The 16,219-nt window shown below is 75.6% G+C and carries 12 protein-coding genes and 1 pseudogene; 7 read left to right on the forward strand and 6 right to left on the reverse strand.

The window, feature by feature from the left end:
- Positions 1-1,998, reverse strand: a pseudogene (locus tag ABD353_RS20370) (hypothetical protein); the annotation flags it as partial.
- 118 nt (positions 1,999-2,116) lie between these two features.
- On the opposite strand from ABD353_RS20370, the gene ABD353_RS20375 reads away from it, so the two are divergent.
- Positions 2,117-3,055, forward strand: coding sequence for an NAD-dependent epimerase/dehydratase family protein (locus tag ABD353_RS20375; RefSeq protein WP_344625081.1), 939 nt, complete (start codon positions 2,117-2,119; stop codon positions 3,053-3,055).
- 81 nt (positions 3,056-3,136) lie between these two features.
- Complete coding sequence (locus tag ABD353_RS20380) at positions 3,137-4,237, forward strand: calcium:cation antiporter (RefSeq protein ID WP_344625082.1); 1,101 nt, start codon at positions 3,137-3,139, stop codon at positions 4,235-4,237.
- A gap of 27 nt (positions 4,238-4,264) precedes the next feature.
- Here ABD353_RS20380 and ABD353_RS20385 read toward each other — a convergent pair whose 3' ends face one another.
- Positions 4,265-5,074 carry an acyltransferase gene (locus ABD353_RS20385; RefSeq protein ID WP_344625083.1) on the reverse strand — a complete coding sequence of 270 codons (810 nt, stop codon included), beginning with the start codon at positions 5,072-5,074 and terminating at the stop codon, positions 4,265-4,267.
- 88 nt (positions 5,075-5,162) lie between these two features.
- Between ABD353_RS20385 and ABD353_RS20390 the strand changes: the two genes are divergently transcribed.
- Complete coding sequence (locus ABD353_RS20390; protein ID WP_344625084.1) at positions 5,163-5,918, forward strand: maleylpyruvate isomerase family mycothiol-dependent enzyme; 756 nt, start codon at positions 5,163-5,165, stop codon at positions 5,916-5,918.
- Positions 5,919-5,947: 29 nt separating this feature from the next.
- On the opposite strand, the gene ABD353_RS20395 is transcribed toward ABD353_RS20390, so the two are convergent.
- Entirely contained in the window at positions 5,948-6,712 is a 765-nt protein-coding gene (locus ABD353_RS20395; RefSeq protein ID WP_344625085.1) for an enoyl-CoA hydratase family protein, read from the reverse strand.
- A 138-nt stretch (positions 6,713-6,850) separates the two neighbouring features.
- Between ABD353_RS20395 and ABD353_RS20400 the strand changes: the two genes are divergently transcribed.
- Positions 6,851-7,624: an ATP-grasp domain-containing protein gene (locus tag ABD353_RS20400; RefSeq protein WP_344625086.1), complete on the forward strand. Its 774-nt coding sequence runs from the start codon at positions 6,851-6,853 to the stop codon at positions 7,622-7,624.
- Between the two features lie 55 nt (positions 7,625-7,679).
- Here ABD353_RS20400 and ABD353_RS20405 read toward each other — a convergent pair whose 3' ends face one another.
- On the reverse strand, positions 7,680-8,945 hold the full coding sequence (locus tag ABD353_RS20405; protein WP_344625087.1) for an MFS transporter: 1,266 nt from the start codon (positions 8,943-8,945) through the stop codon (positions 7,680-7,682).
- A 71-nt stretch (positions 8,946-9,016) separates the two neighbouring features.
- On the opposite strand from ABD353_RS20405, the gene ABD353_RS20410 reads away from it, so the two are divergent.
- Both ABD353_RS20410 and ABD353_RS20415 read left to right on the forward strand, forming a co-directional pair.
- Positions 9,017-10,000: an ArsR/SmtB family transcription factor gene (locus ABD353_RS20410; protein WP_344625088.1), complete on the forward strand. Its 984-nt coding sequence runs from the start codon at positions 9,017-9,019 to the stop codon at positions 9,998-10,000.
- Between the two features lie 129 nt (positions 10,001-10,129).
- A complete protein-coding gene (locus tag ABD353_RS20415) occupies positions 10,130-12,415 on the forward strand; it encodes a glycosyl hydrolase family 18 protein (protein ID WP_344625089.1) in 2,286 nt (761 codons plus the stop codon).
- Positions 12,416-12,590: 175 nt separating this feature from the next.
- Here ABD353_RS20415 and ABD353_RS20420 read toward each other — a convergent pair whose 3' ends face one another.
- A complete protein-coding gene (locus ABD353_RS20420) occupies positions 12,591-13,790 on the reverse strand; it encodes a geranylgeranyl reductase family protein (protein ID WP_344625095.1) in 1,200 nt (399 codons plus the stop codon).
- A gap of 201 nt (positions 13,791-13,991) precedes the next feature.
- Between ABD353_RS20420 and ABD353_RS20425 the strand changes: the two genes are divergently transcribed.
- Positions 13,992-15,356 carry a dipeptidase gene (locus ABD353_RS20425; RefSeq protein WP_344625090.1) on the forward strand — a complete coding sequence of 455 codons (1,365 nt, stop codon included), beginning with the start codon at positions 13,992-13,994 and terminating at the stop codon, positions 15,354-15,356.
- Here the strand turns inward: ABD353_RS20425 and ABD353_RS20430 are convergent.
- Entirely contained in the window at positions 15,307-16,098 is a 792-nt protein-coding gene (locus ABD353_RS20430; protein ID WP_344625091.1) for a DUF4184 family protein, read from the reverse strand. The genes ABD353_RS20425 and ABD353_RS20430 overlap by 50 nt on opposite strands.
- Positions 16,099-16,219: the final 121 nt, after the last annotated feature.

The following is a 16,219-nucleotide window of genomic DNA, read 5'->3' on the forward strand; positions in this document are numbered from 1 at the left end:
GGACCGGACGGCGAGCGGTTCGCCCTCGTCGGACGCGACCGGGCCGACCAGTGCGGTGTGTTCCGCCCGGGCCCGCCGGTCGGCATCGGCGGGAAGGGCGGGCAGCCAGGGTCCGCGGCCGTCGCCGAACCGTCCGCCGGGGTGCGTGCGTCCGGCGGCGAGGACGTCGGGCAGCAGGTCGGTGCGCCGCCGGGCGAGGACGGCGAACACCTCGTCCACCCGGGCCCAGCCGGGATCGGCCGCCACCAGCGCGGCGCAGCGCCGCTCGCGGGTGCCGGGGGTGCCGGGGGTGCCGGGGGCGCGCAGCCGGAGCCGGGCGGCGCGGGCGAGCAGCGCGGGCGGGTGGTCGCCGGTCACCAGGCGTTCCAGCAGGGTGTCGACGGCGGGCAGCGGCGGGAGCAGTTCGGCGGCGGCGAGCAGGCGCTCGGGCCGTTCGAAGCCGGGGGTGCGCAGCAGCCGGGTCCAGACGGCACCGGCCCGGGCCCGGGAGAGGCCGAGCGGTTCGGCGGGTGCCGTCCAGCGGGGGTGTTCGTGCAGGTGGACGGCGAGGACGAGGAGGGCGGCGGCCCGCCCGGCGTCGCCGTCCGTGCCGGCCCGGCGCAGGGTGCGGCGGAGCCAGGTGTCGGCGGCGCGCAGGCATCCGGGGGTGCTGTCGCGGGCCTGGGCGGTGGTGAGGACGGCGTCCCGCAGAACCTGTTCGGGGGTGGCGGCCAGCAGGTGTTCGGGGGTGCGGGCGGCCTCGGCGAGCACCGGTTCGCGGGCCTCGGGGTGGTCGTGCCAGGCGCGTTCGAGACCGTGCAGGACGCGGGCCCAGGTCTGCGGGTCCTGCTGGGCGGCGGCGCGCAGCAGGCCGGTGCGGCCCATCATCCGGGTGGTGTGCCGGTGGTGGCCGGCCAGGGTGGTGAGGCCCTCCTCGGCGCGGTCGAAGGGCAGCAGCGCGAGCAGGCCGGCCTGTAGGTACGGGCTGTCGGTGGTGCGGGCCAGGGCGGGGGCGAGGAGGTCGGCCCGCTCGGGCGGGTCGAGGCTGAGCAGGGTGGTGAGGTCGGGGCGCCGGGTGTTCGGCCGGGCGGCGAGGCGTTCGCGGGCGACGCCGAGGCGGGTGTCGGGGTCGAGCAGCAGCAGGTAGGGCTCGGGGCCCCAGGCGTCCCGGTGGAAGATCCCCCGGGCGGGCCGGGGGCGGCAGGTGTCGGCGAGGGTGCGCAGGTCCTCGGGCGGAAGGGTGCGGGCGGCCCGTTCGGCCGTGGCGGGCAGGGGGCCGGCGGGCGGCCGCAGCCGGGTCACGGCGCCGGAGCGGATCGCGGCGAGCACCGGGCCGGGCCGGTCGAGCAGCCTCAGCACGGCGTCGGGCGGCAGCACGTCGGGGGCGGTGGCGAGCAGGTGCTCGGCGGCGGCCCGGTCGCGGGCGGCGACGGAGGCGAGGCGTTCGCGCAGCCGGTGCGGGAGCTGCGGGCCGGGCCGGTCGGACGCGGCCGCCGCGGTGAGCAGGCGGGCGACGGCCAGGGGTGCGGTGCGGGCGAGCGACTGCAGCACGCCGTCGGGCACCGCGAGCCGTGGCAGCCAGTGGTCGACGGCGGAGGGGGTGCAGGCGGGCAGCAGCCGGGCGGCCTCGCGGGCGTCGTGGCGGTCGCGGACCTCCGGGAGCAGCCGTTCGGCGAGGGCGTGCCGCCGGGAGCGGCGCAGCAGCCGGTAGAGGTCGTGCCTCAGCTCGCGGGGTGCGTTGCGGGCGAGGTCGGCGAGCGCCTCGTCGGGGACGGGGAGGCGTCCGGCGGCGGCGAGCGCGCGGTGGGCGAGCAGCGGGTCGGAGAGGGCCGCGGTGACCCGGTCGAGGTCGCGGCGGACGACGGCGAGGAAGAGCGCGGTGTGCCGGTCGTCGTGGTCGCCGGCGTCCAGTGCGGCGTGCAGCCGCAGGTACCGGTCGGCGGTCAGGGCCCGGCCGTGGCCCGCCAGGGCGGCGGCGCGTTCGGGGCGGGGCAGGCGGTCGATGTGCGGGGGGATCATGGGGGCCATCGCGGTCACCGGGACGTCGCGGGGCCGGCCTTTCGGATCGTCATGACGGTGAGCGTGGCAGCATGGCGGGCGGGGCGGCAATCGGTTTTCACCTGCGCGGGGAGTGGTCGTGAAGGTCCTGGTGACGGGGGCGTTCGGGTTCGTCGGGCGGGCGGTGGTGAGTCGGCTCGCCGCGGCCGGCCACGAGGTGCGGGCGCTGAGCAGCAGCCGCACGGACGCCGGCGGGCTGCCGGTCGCGGAGGTGCACCGCGCCGACGTGCGGGGCGCGGCGGCGCTGGCGCCCGCGGTGGCCGGGGTGGACGCGGTCTGCCACCTCGCGGCGCTGACCCGCGGCCGGGAGTCGGTGGTGCACCCGCGGGCGCACCACGAGGTCAACCTCGGCGGCACGGCCGACCTGCTGGACGCCCTGCGCGGACGGCCCGGCGGCAGCGGCGCCCGGCCCCTGGTGGTGTTCGGTTCGACGGCGGCGGTGTACGGCGCGCCGGCGCGGCAGCCGATCGACGAGTCGGCGGAGCCGGCGCCGGGCAGCCCGTACGGCGAGTCCAAGCTGGCGGCCGAGCGGGTGCTGGCGGACCGTGCCGCGGCGGGTGAGGTCCTGGCGGTGGTGCTGCGCTGCTTCAACGCGGCCGGGGCCGGGGACGTGGACGAGGCCCGGATCCTGCCGCGGGCGCTGGCGGTGGCCGCCGGGCGGCATCCGTCGCTGGAGCTGAACGGCGACGGCGGCGTGGTGCGGGACTTCGTGCACGTGGACGACGTCGCCGAGGCGTACCTGCGGGCGCTCGGGGCGCGGGAGGTGGCGGCGGCGCACAGCGGCTGCCGGGTCTACAACGTGGGGGCGACGCCGGCGAGCATGCGGGAGGTCGTCGCGGCGGTGGAGCGGCTGACCGGCCGTCCGGTGCCGGTGGTGCGGCGGCCCGCGCTGCCGGAGTCGCCGCGGCTGGTGTCGGACTGCGGCCGGATCGGGCGGGAGCTCGGCTGGCGGGCCGAACGGTCGGCGCTCGACCGGCTGGTGGCGGACGCCTGGGAGGCCGTCCGGGCCGGGGCCTGACGCCTCCTCCGTCGAGGCGAACTCCCGACACCCCGGCGGCGCTGCCCGGACGGTGCCCGGCCGGGGTGGGAAGCTCGACGGATGATCGACCTGATCCGCCGGGGCCTCGTCCAGTGGACCGTCGCGGTGCCGGTGCTGGCGCTGGTGATGCTGATCCTGACCTGGGGGCGGTCGCTGCCCGGCCCGGTGGTCGCGGTGGTGGCGCTGTTCCTGGCCGGGGCGGTGCTGGCCGCCGTGCACCACGCCGAGGTGATCGCCCACCGGGTGGGCGAGCCGTTCGGCTCGCTGGTGCTGGCCGTCGCGGTGACCGTCATCGAGGTGGCGCTGATCGTGACGCTGATGGTGGACGCCCCGGTCAAGAACGCCACCCTCGCCCGGGACACCGTCTTCGCCGCCGTCATGATCACCTGCAACGGGGTGCTGGGCCTGTCGATCCTGCTGACGGCGCTGAAGCACCGGGTCGCGGTCTTCAACGCGGAGGGCACCGGCGCCGCGTTCGCCACCATCGCCACGCTCGCCACCCTCAGCCTGGTGCTGCCGACCTTCACCACCAGCACGCCCGGTCCGCAGTTCAACACCGCGCAGCTGACCTTCGCCGGGATCGCCTCGCTCGGCCTGTACGGACTGTTCGTCACCACCCAGACGCTGCGCCACCGGGAGTACTTCCTGCCGGTCGGTGCCGAGGGCGAGTTGCTGGACGAGGACGACCACGGCGACCTGCCGAGCCGCCGGTCGGCCTGGTCCAGCCTCGGCATGCTGTCGGTCGCGCTGGTCTCGGTGGTCGGCCTGGCCAAGGGGGTCTCCCCCACCGTCGAGTCGGCGGTCGCCGAGGCGGGTCTGCCGGCCTCGGTGGTCGGCGTGGTGATCGCGCTGCTGGTGCTGCTGCCGGAGACGATCGCCGCGCTGCGTGCCGCGGCGGGCAACCGGGTGCAGACCAGTCTCAACCTGGCGCTCGGCTCCTCGCTGGCCTCCATCGGGCTGACCGTGCCGTCGGTGGCGGTCGCCTCGCTCTGGCTCAGCGGTCCGCTCGTCCTCGGCCTCGGCGCCTCGCACATGGTGCTGCTGGCGCTGACCGTCGCGGTCGGCACCCTCACCGTGATCCCGCGCCGGGCGACGCCGTTGCAGGGCGCCGTGCACCTGGCGGTGCTGGCGGCCTACCTGGTCCTCGCGGTCAGCCCCTGAACACGGGCGGCCGTCGGCCGGGCCGGGTCAGTCGGCGGCGCGGGCGGTGTTCCCGTCGGCGCGGGCGGTGCTCTCGTCGGCGGGCCCGGCCTGGCCGGGGATCCGCAGGTCCCAGCCGACCAGGGCGCGCAGCTGCTCTGCGGTGACGCCGTCCGGGATCGGCTGCGGCGCGTCGTGGCGCAGCGGCGGCTGCCAGCCCTCGTCGGCGGACCAGCTGCGGACGACCTTGGCGGGCGCGCCGGCGACCACGCTGTGGTCGGGGACGTCGCCGCGGACGACCGCCCCGGCGGCGACCACCACGTTGCGGCCGATCCGGGAGCCGGGAAGGATCACCGCGCCGGTGCCGATCCACGAGCCGGCGCCGATCTCCACCGGCTCGTTGCGCGGCCACTGCTTGCCGATCGGCAGGTCGGTGTCGCGGTACTCGTGCGCCTGGTCGGTGATGTAGACGTTCGGGCCGGTCCACACGTCGTCGCCGAGGACGATCGACTGGTGGCCGACGATGTGGCTGCCGCGGCCGATGACGCAGCCGCCGCCGATCCTGACGATCGGTTCGGGGCCGAGGTCCAGGCCGGGCAGGAAGCCGGCGGAGATGGTGACCCGCTCGCCGATGATCGAGAACGGCCCGATGGTGATCCACTGCTCGTTGAAGACCGCGCCGAGCGGGAAGGCCAGCTTGGTGCCGTCGCCGAGCTCGCCGAACCGGTACGGGCCCGGGGTCCGGTTGGTGACCGCCCCGGTCTCCTGCACCCACTTCCACGCCCGGTGCACGACGTGGCCGGCAGCGCGGCGGCCCCGGAGGCGGGCGGCGGCGAGGAGGGTACGGGCGGTCGGCATGCGATCACCGTAGCGGGCGGGCGCCCCCGGCGAGGCGCCGGGCGATCAACATCACACCGGCCGGCGCCGGGCCTGGCAGACTCGCGCCATGGAGATTCCCGAGCTCGTCGACGTCCTGCGCCACGAGGGCGCGTTGCTGGCCGACGCCGCCGCCGCGACGCCGCTGGACGCACCCGTGCCCACCTGCCCCGACTGGCGGTTGCGCGACCTGGTGCTGCACACCGGTCAGGTGCACCGCTGGGCCGCCGCGCACGTGAAGGGCGGGCTGACCCGGCCGCTGGACGCGGCCGGCCAGGAGGCGGCCTGGGGTCCGGCTCCCGCCGACGCCGACCTGGTGGAGTGGTTCCGCACCGGGCACGCCGACCTGGTGACCGTCCTGCGGTCCGCCCCCGCCGACCTGGAGTGCTGGAGCTTCCTGCCGGCGCCCTCCCCGCTTGCCTTCTGGGCCCGCCGCCAGCTGCACGAGACCACCGTGCACCGGGTCGACGCGGAGTCCGCCGCCGGCACCGCCGCGAGCCCGGTCGCCCCGGCCGTCGCCGCCGACGGCCTGGCCGAACTGCTGACCGGCTTCCTGCCCCGGCCGAAGTCCTGGCTGCGCAGCGAAGAGCCGCGCACCCTGGCCGTCCGGCCCACCGACCGGCCGGAGAGCTGGCTGGTGACGATCGGTCAGGAGCCCCCGCAGGCACGGCCGGGCGCCGGGCCCGCCGACTGCACCGTCAGCGGTCCCGCGCACGACCTCTACCTGCTGCTGTGGAACCGCCGCGAGGCCGACGCCGCGGCCGTCTCCGGCGACGGCTCGCTGCTGGACCTGTGGCGGACGGACGCCACCATCAACTGGAGCTGACGGCCCGCCCCGTACCGGCCCCCTGCCGGCTACTGCGCCCAGGGGGCCGGGCGGCGCTCCAGGAAGGCCCGCATGCCCTGCTGCGCCTCCTCCGAACCGAACAGCCGCGCGGACTGCGCGACCCGCTCCTCGGCGTCCCGCTCGAAGGAGTCCACCACGGCCGCGTTCGCCAGCCGCTTCGACTCGGCGAGACCCTGCGGCGAGCCCTGCCGGACGGCGTCCAGCAGCACCTTCAGCGCACCCGCGACGTCGTCGGCGGCCTCGGTGATCAGGCCGATCCGGGCGGCCTCGGCCGGGCCGAAGGTCTCGCCGGTCAGGTAGTAGCGGGAGGCGGCCCGCGGGTCCAGCTTGGGGCGCAGCGGCAGCGAGATCACCGCGGGCGCCAGGCCGAGCCGCACCTCGGTGAAGGCGAAGGTCGACGCCGGGCCGGCGATCGCGATGTCCGCCGCGCCGAGCAGGCCGAGGCCGCCCGCGCGGGCGTGGCCGTCGATCACGGCGATCACCGGCTTGGGGCAGTCGACGATCGCCCGCTGGATGTCCACCAGTCCGCGCGGGCCCACCGTCGGGTCGCTGCCGGTGGCCTCGGAGAGGTCGGCGCCGGCGCAGAACACCTTGCCGGTGTGGCCGAGCACCACCGCCCGGACGGCCGGGTCGGCCGCGGCCTCGGTCAGGCCCTTCGCCAGCTCCGCCATCAGACGGGTGGAGAGGGCGTTGCGGTTGTGGGGGGAGTCGAGTTCGAGGGTCGTCACCGCATCGGCGGTGGTGATGCGGACGAGAGGGCTCTCGCTGGTCATCGTGGATGGCCTGCTTTCCGGCTGAGGGTGGGTCGGACGCGCTCGGAAGGACTCTGGCACGCCGACCGTCCGGTCGGCCAGTACGACCCGGGAAATCCGCTGGCCGCGGCGGGTGCGGCCGGGCCAGCATGAGTCCCCATGACGCTCCTCCTGCTCGCCCCCCGGATCAACGACACCGGTCTGCACCTGCTCACCTGCGCCCGCCGCCGCGGGCTGCGGGCGCACACCGCCGTCCGCTGGGAGGTCCCGGACGAGCTCGCCGGCCTGCGGCCCGCCCACCTGTACGGCGGGCCGCTGTTCGCCGACGTGGCCGCCGGCGCCCTCGGCGTCGCCCCGCTGGAGCCGCCGGCCGACTGGCTGGCCACGCTGCCCGCCGAACTGCTCGGCCGCCGGGTGGAGTGCACCACGCTCGCCGAGGCCCGCCGGCTGCGCCGCCCGGCGTTCCTGAAGCCGCCGGTCGACAAGCTCTTCCCGGCCCGGATCTACCCGGACGGCAGCGGGCTGCCCGGCCCGGACGCCCTCGACGACGACACCCTCGTCCAGATCAGCGACGTGGTCGCGTTCGCCGAGGAGTACCGGCTCTTCGTGCTGGACGGCGCGGTGCGGACGGCGAGCCGGTACGCCGTCGACGGAGACCTGGCCGTCTCCCCGGAGGCCGGCCCCGAGGTGCTCGCCTTCGCCGCCGACGCCCTGGCCGCCGGCGGTCTGCCGAGCGCCGTCGTGGTCGACGTCGGCCGCCTCGACGACGGCACCGGGGCCGAGGCCGTCACCAACCCGGCCTGGGCGACCGGCATCTACGCCGGCGACCCGGAGCACGTCCTCGACGTCGTCCTCCGCGCCGCCGGCCCCACCACCGCCGTCACCCCTGCCGACCTGCCCTACACCCGCCCGGTCCCCGACGTCGTCCGCTAGCGGGGCGAACCCACAGGGGCGCGCGGGGGCACCTGTTCCGGCTGATCCCTCTGCCTCAGGCTGCCGCCGCCGCGGCCTTGCGCCGCAGCGCCCACCCCACCGCCGGCACCATCGCCGCACTGGCCGCGGCGAAGAGCCCGGCCAGGGCCGCCCAGCCGAGGGTGCCGTGGCCGATGACGGCGGTGGTGATCAGGACGGGACCGAGCATCATCGCCGCGGAGAATCCGGTGTTGAAGACGCCCTGGTACTCGCCGTGCGCGCCCTCCTCCGCGAGGTCGTAGCCGAGGGCCCAGCCGGCGGCCTGGCCGAGCACCTCGCCGAGGGCCTGCAGCGAGGCACCGGCGAGCAGTACCAGCACCGCGGCCCACGCGGGCAGCCCGCCGGCGAGGGCGAAGGCGGCGCAGGAGAGCGCGACGAGCAAGCCGCCGCGGCGGAAGATCCGGGCTGCGGCGGTCGGCTCCTCGGTGCCGCGGGTGGCCCGCACCTGGAGGGCGACGACGAGGATCGTGTTGACGACGAGCGTGCAGGCGACGAGGACCCGCGGTGCCTCGGTGTGGTCGACGATCCACAGCGGCACGCCGACCTCGATCATGGCGAACTGCAGGCCGAGGACGCCGGCCAGCCCGGCGACCACGAGGTAGGGCAGGTTGCGCAGGGCGGAGCCGGTCCGCGGTGCGCTCTCGTCCGCGGTGCCGCGCGGCCCGGCCTGCGGGGTGGGCAGCAGGGCGTACATCGCGAAGACCGCAACGAAGGTGGCGACGTCGGCGAGGATCGCGGCGGTGTAGGCGCCGCGGGTGTCGGCGACGAGGACGAGGGCGGCGATCCCGGTGCCGACGCCGATGCCGACGTTGGTGACGACGCGGAGGTAGGCGCGGCCGGCGACCCGCCGGTCGGGCGGCAGCACCTCGGCGTAGAGGGCGTTGCGGACGGTCGCGGTGCCGCGGTCGGTGGCGGTGACGGCGCAGGCGAGCAGCACGAAGGCGGTGAAGCCGGACACCAGCGGGTAGCAGGCGGTGCCGACGGCCTCGGCGCCGACCAGGGCGAGCAGCACGGGCTTGGTCCCCCAGCGGTCGGCGGCGCGGCCGGCCGGGACGCCGATCAGGACGCCGCACAGGCCCGCCGCGGTGAGGCCGATGCCGACCTGCGCGGCGGGCAGGCCGAGCATCCTGGTGAAGTACAGCGCGCCCAGGGTCATGAAGAGGCCGTTGCCGAGCGTGTTCACCAGGGTGATGGCGGCGAGCCTGCGGACCGTCGGATCGGGGTGCAGCAGGCGTGAGGATGCCCGGGACGCCGCAGGCGCCCCCGTGGAGGTCGTGGTCATGGCATCATCGCACCGCATGCGGATCAGTCACCGGTATTGATTTAGCCCGGGGCTGACGAATGGGGGATCACGTGCACCGTTTCCGGCTCGGCCTGGAGGACCTCGCGGCGGCCTCCTTCGCCTGTTCACCGCTGCAGGAGACGGTGCTCAGCCTGCGGATGTGGACGCACCCGGGCGCGTACGTCCACCAGACGTCGGTCTTCGAGGGGATCCGGCCGGTGTTCGAGCAGCTGGCCTGCGCGCCGCTGCTCCGCTCGCTGGTCGCGACCAACCGCTACGTGCCGGACTTCCTGACCCCGCGGCCGAGCACGCCCTTCCCCGAGTTCCCGGCCGAGCTGGCCGTCGTCCGGACGCTCGCGCCGGAGCTCCTGCGGGGCGAGCTGGAGCGGGCCTTCCTGCCGCACGACCGGCGGCTGCCGCCGCCGCTGGCGGACGGACTGGCCGATCCGGCCGGGCTGATCGCCTCGATCGCCGACGCGCTGGAGGCGTACTGGACGCACTGCCTGGCTCCGCAGTGGTGGCCGCGCGCCCGGTCGGTATTGCACGCGGACATCGTGCACCGCTCCCGGGTGCTGGCGGAGCGCGGCGCGGCGGCGCTGTTCGAGGACCTGGACCCGCGGCTGCTGTGGCAGGACGGCGTGCTGACGATCCGCCGCGACTGGGGCGACGGCGACACCGACATCGCGGTGGGCGGCCGCGGTCTGGTCTTCACCCCGACGTTCTTCGCCCGCGGCGCGATCACCAGCATCAGCGACGATCACCCACCGGTGATCAACTACCCGGCCCGCGGGCAGCGGACGATGGCCGGCCCGGCGGTGCCGCCGCCCACCCGGCGGGCCCTGGAGCAGCTGGTGGGGGTGCCCAAGGCGCGACTGCTGACCATGCTGGACGAGCCGACCAGCACCACCGAGCTGGCCCGGCGGCTCGGCGTCACCCCGGGCGCGGTCAGCCAGCACCTGGCCGTGCTCGCCGACACCCGTCTGGTCAGCCGGGCCCGGCACGGCCGGGTGGTGCTGTACGCGCGCAGCCCGCTCGCCGACGAGCTGCTCCGGTAGCCCGTCCGACAGATCGTCAACTCAACGACACGACGGCCCTGTTGACCCGATTGGTCCATACCACCTACAGTCGTCGACGGCTTCCCGGCACCCCTGTACGGCACCCCCACACCAGACAGGGAGACCACCATGCACGACCGGCCGCCACGGCGCGCCAGGGCCCGTACCACCGCCCTGCTCGCCGTGCTCGCACTGCCGCTCGCCCTGCTCGCCGCGGTCCCGGCGCACGCCGCCGGCCGCCTCACCGCAAGCTTCACCACGGCCGACAACGGCTCCTGGTGGAAGGGCACCTTCGTCGTCCGCAACGACAACGCCACCGCCGTCACCGGCTGGACCCTGGAGTTCGACCTCCCGGCCGGGGTGACGATCTCCAGCAGCTACAACGGCCAGGCCACCGTCGCCGGCCGGCACGTCACCGCCGTCAACGCCTACTACAACGGCACCGTCCAGCCGCACGCCAGCACCGAGCCGTACAGCTTCTGGTTCGTCGCCAACGGCCCGATCGGCACGCCCACCGGCTGCCGGATCAACGGCGACAAGTGCGACGGCACCGCCGACGTGCCGCCCGGCGCGCCAGGCACCCCGCAGGTCACCGACACCACCGCGCACACCGTCGCCCTGAGCTGGCCCGCCGCCACCGCAGGAGACTTCCCCGTCGCCTCGTACGAGGTGCTGAACGGCTCGACCGTGCTCGGCACCTCCACCACCACCTCGGCCACCCTGACCGGCCTCACCCCGGCGACGGCGTACACGCTCACCGTGCGCGCCAAGGACAGCCGCGGCAACACCGGCCCGCTCAGCCCCGCGGTGACCGCCCGGACGGTCGACCCGGCGAGCGACACCGTGCCGCCCACCGCGCCGACCGCCCTGCGCACCACCGCCGTCACCTCCAGCAGCGTCGCGCTGGCCTGGACGGCGGCCACCGACAACCAGCGGGTCGCCGCCTACGACGTCTACCGCGACGGCGTGCTCGCGCAGACCGTCACCGGCACCACCGCCACCGTCACCGGCCTCTCCCCCGCCACCGCGTACGGCTTCACCGTCCGCGCGCGGGACGCCGCCGACAACGCCTCCCCGGCCACCCCGGTGCTGAGCGTCACCACCGCGGACCTGGTCGGCCCCGGCAAGTACGCCCGGGTCGGCTACTTCACCCAGTGGGGCATCTACGGCCGCCAGTACTTCGTGAAGAACCTCGACACCTCGGGCAGCGCCGCCAAGCTCGACGTGATCAACTACGCCTTCGAGAACATCGACCCGGTCAACCTGACCTGCCTGGCCGGCGTCACCAAGGGCACCACCGCCGACCCGCAGGACCCGGACCAGGGCACCGGCGCCGGCGACGCGGACGCCGACTACTCCCGCCCGTTCAGCGCCGCGCAGTCCGTCGACGGCGTCGCCGACGACGGCTGGGCCCCGCTGCGCGGCAACCTCAACCAGCTGAAGAAGCTCAAGGCCAAGTACCCGAACCTCAAGGTCGTCGTCTCGCTCGGCGGCTGGACCTACTCCAAGTACTTCTCCGACGCGGCCGCCACCGACGCCTCCCGCAAGAAGCTCGTCTCCTCCTGCATCGACGTCTGGATCAAGGGCAACCTGCCGCTCTACAACGGCGCCGGCGGCCCCGGCACCGCCGCCGGGATCTTCGACGGCATCGACCTCGACTGGGAGTGGCCCGGCTCCCCCGACGGCCACCCCGGCAACCACTGGTCGGCGAACGACAAGGCCGACCTGACCGCGCTGCTCGCCGAGTTCCGCACCCAGCTGGACGCCCTCGGCGGCCCGCACCGGCTGCTCACCGCCTTCACCCCGGCCGACCCCGCCAAGATCGCCCAGGGCTGGGACCTCTCGAAGATCTTCCAGTCCCTCGACATCGCCAACGTCCAGGGCTACGACTTCCACGGCGCCGGCAGCGACAACTCCTGGGAGCCGAACCGCACCGGCCACCAGGCCAACCTCCACACCGACGCCCAGGATCCGTACGGCTTCCACTTCTCGGTGGAGTCGGCCGTGCAGACCTACCTGGACGCCGGGGTCAACCCGCGCAAGCTCACCATCGGCCTGCCCTTCTACGGCCGCGGCTGGCAGCACGTCACCGACGGCGGGGCCAACGGCGAGTGGCAGGCCGCGGGCGGCGCGGCCCCCGGCCAGTTCGCCGAGGAGGCCGGCACCCGCGGGTACGACAACCTGCTCACCAGCGTGCCCAACCTGACGGTCCGCCACGACGAACAGTCCGTCTCCACCTACGGCTACACCGGCGCCGGCGGCCAGTGGTGGACCTTCGACGACCCCTGGTCGATCGCCAAGAAGACCGCCTGGCTGAAGTCCAAGGGCCTGCTCGGCACGATGATCTGGGAGATGTCCGGCGACACCCCGTCCGGCACCCTGATCACCGCCGTCGACACCGGCCTCAAGCAGTGAGCCTTCCCACCAGGGGACGCCGCTAGGGGACGCCGCTGGGGGCGCGTGGGGGCACCTCCCGGCCGAAGGCTGGGGGAGAACTGCGCAGTCCGGACGCGGGCCACCCTACGAGGTCAGGCCCGCCCGAGTCTGCCGCAGTCCCCGCGCCCCTACAGGCACGCTCCCGCCGGAGGCGTCACCGCCCGGCGACCGACGCCAGCTTCCGCGCGGCGCGGTGCTCCCGCATCACCTGCGCGAACGTCGTGTGCCCCTGCGTGGTCCGGGCGAAGGCCCGCCACGCGGGGTTCACCAGGCAGACCGCCGCGTGGAACAGGTGCGGACGCCGCTCGAAGGCCCCGAGCATGACCTTGCCGGCCCGCATCTCCACGCCCAGCCCCGCCTTGATCGCGAAGGCGTAGTTGAGCGCCTGCCGCCGCACGTCCGCGTTGCCCTCGGCCTCGGCGACCTTCACCGCCCACTCGCCGGCCAGCCGGCCCGACCGCAGGGCGTAGGAGATGCCCTCGCGGGTCCACGGCTCCAGCAGGCCGGCGGCGTCGCCGGCCACCAGCACCCGCCCGCGGGAGAGCGGCGAGTCCTCGGCGCGGCAGCGCGTCAGGTGGCCGGACTCGATGCTCGGCTCGAAGCCGGACAGGCCCAACTGCCGGATGTAGTCGGCGAGGTACTGCTTGGTGCGCTCGCCGTCGCCGCGCGCCGAGATGACGCCGACGGTCAGCGTGCCCGAGTCGGTCTTCGGGAACACCCAGCCGTACGAGCCGGGCAGCGGGCCCCAGTCGAGGTGGATCCGGCCGGCCCAGGCCCGGGAGACCTCCTCCGGCACCGGGATCTCCGCCTCCAGGCCGAGGTCGATCTGGTCGAAGGAGACGCCGACGTGGCGGCCGATCCGGCTGGCGGAGCCGTCGGCGCCGACCACCGCGCGGGCTTCGATCCGGCGGCCGTCGGCGGTGGTGACGGACACCGTGCGGCCGCCGCCGTCCTGCTCGACGCCGGTCGCGGTCACGCCGGTGACCAGCACCGCGCCGGCCTGCTCGGCGGCCTGCACCAGGCGCAGGTCGAACTCGTCCCGGTTGACCAGGCCGAACAGCATCCGCTTGGAACGGCGGGTCCGGGTGAAGCGGCCGCCGAGCGCGAAGGTGACGGCGTGGATGCGGTCCTGCAGCGGCAGCTTGAAGTCCGGCGGGAGGGTGTCCCGGGAGGGGCCGATGATGCCGCCGCCGCAGGTCTTGTATCGGGGGTGCTCCGCCTTGTCGAGGAGCAGCACGCGGCGGCCCTGGGTGGCGGCGGCGTACGCGGCCGAGGAGCCGGCCGGGCCGGCACCGACCACGACCACGTCCCAGACGCCGCCGAGCGGGTCGGGCTCGGTGGCCTCCGGGTCCACGGTGGTCCGGCCGGAGGCCGCGGGAACGGCCTCGACGGCCTCGTGCTCGTCGGAGTGCGGGTCGAGGGAGCTACCGGTGTCAGTCACGATCGCATCCTAGACCCGTCCGCCACCGCCGCGACCAGGGATGACGCGGGCCACGACGAGGCGTCGACCTATGATCGGACAAATCACCCGCACCTCGTCAACAGGAGACACCTGATGACCCAGCAGCACCTGGCGGCGGCCGTCCGATCCCTGATGCCGCGCGCCAAGGCCGACCTGGCCGAGCTGGTCGCCTTCCCCTCCGTCGCCGACCCCCGGCAGTTCCCGGTCGAGGAGTGCGAGAAGGCAGCCCGCTGGGTCGCCGACGCGCTCGCCGCCGAGGGACTCACCGGCGTGCGGCTGCTGGACACCCCCGACGGCACGCAGTCCGTCTACGCCGAGCTGCCCGGCCCGGCCGGCGCCCCGACCGTGCTGCTGTACTCGCACTACGACGTCCAGCCGCCGCTCGACGAGAGCGCCTGGCAGAGCCCGCCCTTCGAACTGACGGAGCGTGACGGCCGCTGGTACGGCCGCGGCGCAGCCGACTGCAAGGGCAACATCCTCATGCACCTCACCGCACTGCGGGCGCTCCGCGAGGTCGACGGCGGTCTGCCGGTCGGCCTGAAGGTGATCGTCGAGGGCTCCGAGGAGCAGGGCACCGGCGGCCTGGAGCGCTACGCCGAGGCGCACCCGGAGCTGCTCGCCGCCGACGTGATCGTCATCGGCGACACCGGCAACTTCGCCCCCGGCCTGCCCACCGTCACCGCCAGCCTGCGCGGCATGACGGTGGTCGAGGTCGCCCTGACCACCCTCGGCGGCAACCTGCACTCCGGTGCGTTCGGCGGCGCCGCCCCGGACGCCCTGCAGGCCATGGTGAGGCTGCTCGGCACCCTGCACGACGAGCACGGCGACGTCGCCGTGGCGGGCCTGACGGCCGACCAGGTCTGGCCGGGCGTGCAGTACGACGAGGAGCAGTTCCGGGCCGACGCGAAGGTCCTGGACGGCGTCGGGCTGACCGGCACCGGCACGGTCGCCGACCGGCTGTGGGCCCGCCCCTCGGTCACCGTCCTCGGCATCGACGCGCCGCCGGTGATCGGCGCCACCTCCTCCGTCCAGGCCGCCGCCAAGGCCCTGGTCAGCCTGCGGATCCCGCCGGGCACCGAGCTCAAGGCCGCCCAGCAGGCGCTCGTCGCCCACCTGGAGGCGGCGGTGCCGTGGGGGGCGCAGGCCACCGTCACCCTGCTCAGCGGCGGCGAGGCGTTCAGCGCCGACACCACCGGGCCCGCCTACGAGGCGATGGGCGAGGCCATGCAGGAGGCGTTCGGCCGCCCGATGGTCAGCTCCGGCGAGGGCGGCTCGATCCCGCTCTGCAACACCCTGCGCACCCTCTACCCGCAGGCCGAGATCATCCTGATCGGCGTCGAGGAGCCGACCACCCAGATCCACGCGGTCAACGAGAGCGTCGACCCCGAGGAGCTGGAGCGGATGGCCCTCACCGAGGCGCTGTTCCTGCGCGCGTACGCCCGGCTGCGCTCGGCCTGACGCACCGCCGTCCCGCCCTGGGTGCCGTCCCACCGGACGGCACCCGGCCGCGGGCCGCGGCCAGCGCCGCGTACACCGTCGACCCGACCGCCAGACCGGCGCCCGCGCCGAAGCAGAACTCCGGGACGACCGACCGCTGCCGCCGCGCCAGCCGGTGCACCGCGCCGGCTGCCGTGGCCACCACCAGGCCCGCCACCGCGGCCGGTCGCCGCTGCGGCGCCTGCGGCGGCGCCTCCCGGCGCACCCGGGCCCGCAGCACGGCCAGACCCAGCAGCGACGTCCCGTACTGCAGCACCGTGCAGAGCGGCAGCCCGGCCGCCACCGGCCGTTCCAGCACCGGGAACGCCCGCACCCCGGCGCGCCCGGGATGGGTGAACGAGTCCCAGACCACGTGGCTCGCCGCACCGACCGCCGCCGACAGCACGAACGCCCCGGCCCCGGCGGCACCGCGCGGCAGCGGCCCCTCCGCCGGCACCGGCAGCAGGCCGGTCAGCGGCTCGCGCAGCAGGCCGTGCCAGACCGCGGCCGTCCCCGCCGCGATGCCCGCGTCCACGGTCGGCACGGCCCACCAGCGGTGCGTGAGCGCCCCGTACCGGTAGACGCCCGGCAGCAGCGAGTCGGCGAAGAACGGCACGTCGGGCGCCATCGCCCCCGCCACCAGCCCCGACGCCACCCAGACCCGACCGTCCCCCCGCCCGATCAGCGGCACCACCGCCGCAACATGGCTCAACGTGAACGGCATCCCCCCATCCTCCCCGCCGGGGTGCGGATCACGCACCCCGCAAGGGGCCCGGGAACCGCGCGCCCAGGGGGCGCGTGGGGGCACCTCCCGGCCGAAGGCCGGGGGAGAACTGCGCGATCCG

The organism is Kitasatospora arboriphila (genome assembly GCF_039528095.1).
Lineage (GTDB): Bacteria > Actinomycetota > Actinomycetes > Streptomycetales > Streptomycetaceae > Kitasatospora > Kitasatospora arboriphila.